4 protein-coding genes are annotated in these 6010 nt (G+C 65.9%); 2 read left to right on the forward strand and 2 right to left on the reverse strand.

The window, feature by feature from the left end:
• Positions 1–94: 94 nt before the first annotated feature.
• Entirely contained in the window at positions 95–1300 is a 1206-nt protein-coding gene (locus DBV14_RS34165; RefSeq protein ID WP_124460506.1) for a M48 family metalloprotease, read from the reverse strand.
• A 197-nt stretch (positions 1301–1497) separates the two neighbouring features.
• Here DBV14_RS34165 and DBV14_RS17835 point away from each other — a divergent pair, with 197 nt between their 5' ends.
• Entirely contained in the window at positions 1498–2472 is a 975-nt protein-coding gene (locus DBV14_RS17835; RefSeq protein ID WP_124460508.1) for a tripartite tricarboxylate transporter substrate-binding protein, read from the forward strand.
• Positions 2473–2582: 110 nt separating this feature from the next.
• Here DBV14_RS17835 and DBV14_RS17840 read toward each other — a convergent pair whose 3' ends face one another.
• Positions 2583–4709 (reverse strand): carboxypeptidase regulatory-like domain-containing protein, encoded by a 2127-nt coding sequence (locus DBV14_RS17840; RefSeq protein ID WP_124460510.1) that lies wholly within the window; start codon positions 4707–4709, stop codon positions 2583–2585.
• Between the two features lie 190 nt (positions 4710–4899).
• Between DBV14_RS17840 and DBV14_RS17845 the strand changes: the two genes are divergently transcribed.
• Positions 4900–5880 (forward strand): helix-turn-helix transcriptional regulator, encoded by a 981-nt coding sequence (locus tag DBV14_RS17845; RefSeq protein ID WP_124460512.1) that lies wholly within the window; start codon positions 4900–4902, stop codon positions 5878–5880.
• The last annotated feature ends 130 nt before the right edge of the window (positions 5881–6010 follow it).

A 6010-nucleotide genomic window follows, 5' to 3' on the forward strand; every position in this document is an offset into this window, starting at 1 on the left:
TCCCCGCAGCGAAATAAAGGAGGAGCGAAGCGGGGGACATTCGCGGAGGGGAGCACCCGGTGCCATTCGCACAAACCAAGAATGACCCCGTACCCTACTTGCCGCGACAACCGACAGGCAACAGCTTGACCGGCAACTCCTCGCCTCCAAGGCACCGCCAGACAATGCCGCTGTCAGCCGACGAAGGCTCCATGCGCAACACGCCGCTGATCCCCTTCGGCAACTTCGGGAGCGTCGCCTCCACCACCATCGTCGATGGGTCGAGCGTCAGCACCGAACCACTCGGCAACCTGTCGGCCGCCTTCACTTCCGCCAGCGTGTCCGGAATCTCCTCCTTCTCCATGTAGTAGTTCGTCAACGCCTCCCGCACCGGCGCGGCCTCCGACCAGGCCTGGGACACCACCACGCGCGCCGTGTACTCCTGGTAGGCCGGAATCGCCACGGCCGCCAGCACCCCGATGATGGCCACAGTGATCAGCACGCCCGCCGCGCCGCCGCCCGCGCGCCCCGCATAGGGCACGAAGATCGCGAGCACGTAGGCCAGCGGGTTGCGGCGCGGCAGCGGCGCCTTCGCATCGATCGCGCGCGTCACGCGCTTGGTCAGCCACGGGTAGCCGGCGATCAGCTCGTGGAACGAGGCCCAGAAGCCGGCGTTGCCCGCCGACTGCGCCGCGTAGCCCTGCAGGTTCACGTTGCGCCACTGCTGCGCACCGGCGGCCAGTGCCACCAGCGCGCGCGCCGCGGAGTCGGGTTCTTCGCAGCACGCGGCGCCGTGCAGGTCGCAGGTGTATTCCTTCGCGCGGGCATAGGCGGCGCCAAGCAGCGGCAGCCACAGCACCGGGGCGCGCCAGATGTGGCCCGTCAGGTGGCCGCGACGAATGTGCCCCAGCTCGTGGCCGATGTAGAAGTTGATGCCGTCGGGCTGGGCTTCCATGGCGTCGACCACGTCGGACAGCAGCACCACGAAGTTGCGGCCGAAGAAGCGCGTGGCAAACGCGTTGAACATGCCGTCGCCGTGCAGCAGGTAGGCCTCGGGCGGCGTCTCGATGCCCAGGCGGGTGCAGCAGGCCGTGAAGCGCGCATGCAACTCGGGCAGCTGGGTGGGCGACAGCTTGACCGCCGTGCCCTTGATCCAGGCAATGACCGCCGACTGCGCGAACACGTAGCCGATGAAGCCCAGCAGCACGTAGACGAGCGCAATGCCCAGCGTGCCGACGACCAGCAGCAGCCAGACCAGCAGGCCGAGCACGAGCGTGATGATGCCGAGCGTGCGCTCGCGCGGGTAGACCCATGGATCCATTGGAATTTCCTCCTCGATGCGGCCATGCCGGCCGCGATGTTGTGCTTGTTTTTCGCGCCTCCCCGGCGCGATCTGCCGGGCCGCATCATGCCCCACCGTGGGGCGAAATTCGATACGCGCCTAAGGGCTATTCGGTATAGGTCAGCCCCCGGTCAGCCTTTAAGATCGCGGCCTTTTTACCCCCTCTCGGAGACATCATGAAGAAACTGCTCGCCCTCGCGGCGATTGCCACCGCAGCCGCCGGTGTTCACGCCCAGGATTTCCCCGGGAACAAGACCGTCACGCTGGTGGTGCCTTTCGCGGCCGGCGGCCCGACCGACCGTGTGGCGCGCGACCTCGCCGAAGCCATGCAGAAGACGCTCGGCACCACCATCGTGGTGGACAACACCGCCGGCGCGGGCAGTTCCATCGGCACGGCCAAGGTGGCGCGCGCCAACCCCGACGGCTACACGCTGCTGCTGAACCACATCGGCATGTCGACCATGCCGGCGCTGTACCGCAAGCTGCCGTTCAACGTCGAGACCGACTTCGAGTACCTGGGCATGGTCAATGAAGTGCCCATGACGCTGATCGGCAAGCCCGGCCTGCCCGCCAACAACTACAAGGAACTGACGGCCTGGATTGCCGCCAACAAGGGCAAGATCAACCTGGGCAACGCCGGCCTGGGCGCCGCGTCGCACCTGTGCGGCCTGCTGTTCCAGAGCGCGATCAAGGTCGAGATGACGCCGGTTCCCTACAAGGGCACGGCCCCCGCCATCGCCGACCTGCTGGGCGGCCAGATCGACCTGCTGTGCGACCAGACCACCAACACCACGTCGCAGATCGAGGCCAAGAAGGTCAAGGCCTATGCCGTGACCACCAGCAAGCGCCTGACCACGCCCGCGCTGAAGGACCTGCCGACCCTGTCCGAGTCGGGCCTGAAGGACTTCGAAGTGACCATCTGGCACGGCGTGTACGCCCCCAAGGGCACGCCGGCACCGGTGCTGAAGAAACTCAACGAAGCCATCAAGGCCGCCATGAAGGACCCGGGCTTCATCAAGCGCGAAGAAGCGCTGGGCGCGGTGATCACCACCGACAAGCGCACCGAGCCGGCCGAGCACAAGAAGTTCGTCTCGGCTGAAATCGCCAAGTGGGGCCCGATCATCAAGGCTGCCGGCGTGTACGCCGACTGATCTTTTTTTCGCTCCGGCCGCGGCCGGAATGAAGGCAATAAAAAAGCCGCCGGCCCGAAAGGACCGGCGGCTTTTTTCATCAAAGGGCCACCCGATCAGGCGACCGACGCTCAGGGCGTCGCGACGTTCCAGATCTCGAAGTTGGTACGCACGTCGACCTGCCGCGCCGTGCGCGCTGCGAAGCTGAAGGTGCTGACGGAAGCCCCTTGCGCGTACTGCACGCTGTTGTTGCCAGCGGGCATGCAGTGCTGGTCCTGCGGGCTCACGGGCTGGCAGTACAGCGTCGTCTTGCGCGTGGTGGTGCGCACCGTCATGACGTCGTTGAAGCGAACGCCGTTTGCACCGGGCGCACGGCCGAACACACCGAACGACGTAGGCGCCAAGGCCCCCGCCGGCACCACCCAGCCGTCGAGATCGCCCTCGGCGCTGAAGTCGATGTTGTTCGCCTCGGAACCCGAAGGGGCACCGAACACGATGCCGCGCTGCGTGGTCGGCGTGGCGACCAGCTCGGCGCGCAAGGCGGGCGCGAGGTCGACCATCGGCGTATTGCGAGCCTCGGCAACCGTCGGCACGCGCGAGAAGGTGCGCGAGTACTGGACCACGTTGGGAATCGCGTTGTTCTGGTGGAAGAACTCCATCTTCCACACCGTCTGGTCGGGAATGGCCGCGAGTTGCTCGTCGGTGTACGGCGGCGAAGCGAAGGCATTGTTGGAATCGATGGTGCTCGGGCTGCCGGCCTGCGACGGATCGAGGTAGCGCGCCGCCATGCGCCAGACCGCCGAGTTCAGCGGCGTGCCGTTCGCGGCACCGTTCGAGGTCAGCACGAGCGTGCCCAGCCCTCCGTTGGGCACCAGCACCAGTTCCTTGCCGGGCAGCGCGTCCGTGGTGACGACCACCTTCGACAGGATCGGGTCGCCGTTGCCGTCCCGCACGTTGTCGACCGACAGCAGGTAGCTGGCCGAATGGAAGGTGTAGTTGGGCTGCTTGACGAAGTCTTTCTTGTCGAGCTGCGGCCGCACGGTCGCGCGGTAGATCTTGGTGTTGCCCGTGATCTTCAGCGCGCCGTCCACGATCTTCGCGTTGAAGAGGTCGTTGTCGGTGTTGCCCAGCACGTCGGTCCAGCGGTAGGTCAGCGCGATGTCGCCGTTCGAGAAGAAGTATTCGAAATTGCCGCGGTCGTGCTTCATGTTGGTGGGGCCGGCGCGGAACAGGCCTTCGAAGCTCCTGCGCTGGCCGCTTGCGCGGCCAACGACGGAACCCGACGCGAAATAGTTCGCCGGGTCGTCGCCCACGAACAGCGTGCGGCAGGCCGGCGCGACCACGTTCGCGCCCGTGCCGAAAGCATTGCCGTCCGCTTCGATCGGGCTGTCGACGCGCTGGTTGAGCGGCAGCGCATAGCAGGCGTTCATGCGGTCGAGCAGGTCCTTCACCATGGCGGGCGTCGGCGGTGCCGTCGCCAGCGAAATGGTGGCCATGCCCTGGATCGGCGCAATGGAGGCATCGTCGCTGCGAAAGACCAGCGACACCGGCTTGCCCGTGTCGTCCGCGGGCTGGCCCTTCACGGTGATCTCGATGTTCGCCGCCGCGCCATCGGGTCGCACCGACACGTTGATGGTGTCCAGCACGCGGTCTTGCCCCGTGCCGTTGGCCTTGAACTCCCCGCTCATCGGGTCGATGCTCATGTTGAGCGCGTCCAGCAGCGGCTGCAGCGCGGCCACGAGCTTCTTCACCTGGTCGCTGATCGACCCGGCGGTGACGGCGCCGGCGTTGGCCTGGATGGCCGCGGCCAGCTTCGACGGGTCGCCATTGGGCGAGAGCTGCGCCACGACGATGGTGGTCAGCGGCGTCACGTTGGTCGTGCCGCTGGCGGTGCTTGCGGTGGTGCTGTAGAGCGTGATGTCGTCGCGCACGGCCTGGATCACCAGCGGAGCCTTAGTGCCCGCGGGCAACGAGCAGGTGTAGCTGCCTTCGGCGCTGACCTTGACTTCGCAGACCTTGGCGCCGGTCTGGTCGAACACCGTGAGCGCGGCGTCGGCGAACGCGGCACCGGTGGCGACCGTGCCGGTCAGCGTGGTGGCGGGCGCGGCGGGCTGTTCGCCACCACCGCCGCCGAGCGAGATGGGCGGCAAGCCGCCGAAGCCACCGCCGCCGCCTCCACCACCACCTCCGCAAGCGCCGAGCAGCGCAAGGGTGACGACGGACAGGGCACATGGAATTTTCTGGATGTAGGGGTGCATGGCGGGCTCTTCGAAAAAGGGGATGGGCCTCTGTAGCGGAGGTTCCGCAAACAATAGCTTTCACTTTTGCTAAAACAAATGATGCAAATGCACCATTCTTGAAACGGGTGCCGACGTTTACCGTCCCGCCACCGGAATCACCGGAACATGGGATGGCGCATTTCACAGATGCGGGAGAAAACAGCCTTCGATGAAAAAACCGGCTGCATTGCAAGACTTCAGCACCCTGCTGCTACGGCTCTACAGGCTTTCTCACGAACTGCCGATCGTCGCGTTCCAGGACGCCGCGCTCGACCTCATCAAGCCGGTGCTGCCCTTCGATTCCTCGATGTGGGGTACCGCGACCCGCACCGACAACGGCATCGACATCCACACCATCCACCTGCACAACCAGCCGGTGGAAATGCTCACGGCCTACGAAGAGGTGAAGCACCTGGACACCGCCGCCGTGGAAGTGGGCAAGCGGCCGAAGTCGACGCTCACATTCAATGCCGACAGCTGGTTTCACCGGGACGACCAGGCTCAGTTGCGCGACTACGGCCAGCGTTTCGAGCAGTCCAATTTCTTCATCAGCTCGGACGTGCATCCGCAGACCAACTTCGTCCATTGGCTGAGCCTGTTCCGGGCCGACCCCGATGCGCACGGCACGGAAGACGAACGGCAGTTGCTCGCCAGCCTGGTGCCGCACGTGATGCAGGCGCTGGCGCTCAACCGCATCGTGCACCTCGACCGGCTCGAGGCCGGCAGCCAGGCGCCCTGCGGTTCAGCCATCGGCGACCTGCGCGGCGTGCTGTATCACGCCGATGGACTTTTCGAGGCGACGCTGAAAGCAGAGTGGCCGTCATGGCACGGGCGAACACTGCCAGATGCGCTGCTGAAGCACTTTCTCGAAGGGCACACCAAATACAGCGGCCATGGGATCGTGGTGACGCACCACGTGGAGCAGCGCCTGCTGTTCCTGAAAAGCCGCCGCCGATACCGCGCCGACAGTCTCACGCCGCGCGAGCGGACCATTGCCGAACTGCTGGCCCGAGGCGACACGCACAAGGAAGTGGCCACCATCCTTCACCGCTCGCCGGCTACTGTGCGCAACCACATCCAGTCGATCTACGACAAGCTGGAAGTGAGCAACGTGGCGGGGCTGATCCACGAGCTGCGGCTTGCCGGTTGACTCGGCCGCTGTCCGCTTGGTCGCGCTGTTCGGACGCGTTGCTGTTCAGGGCGACGCCCACGCCGACGGTGTGCTCTGCTCCGCGAATGTCCCCCGCTTCGCTCCTCCTTTATTTCGCTGCGCAGAGCAC

The sequence above is a fragment of the Variovorax sp. KBW07 genome (genome assembly GCF_003852515.1).
Taxonomy (GTDB): domain Bacteria; phylum Pseudomonadota; class Gammaproteobacteria; order Burkholderiales; family Burkholderiaceae_C; genus Variovorax.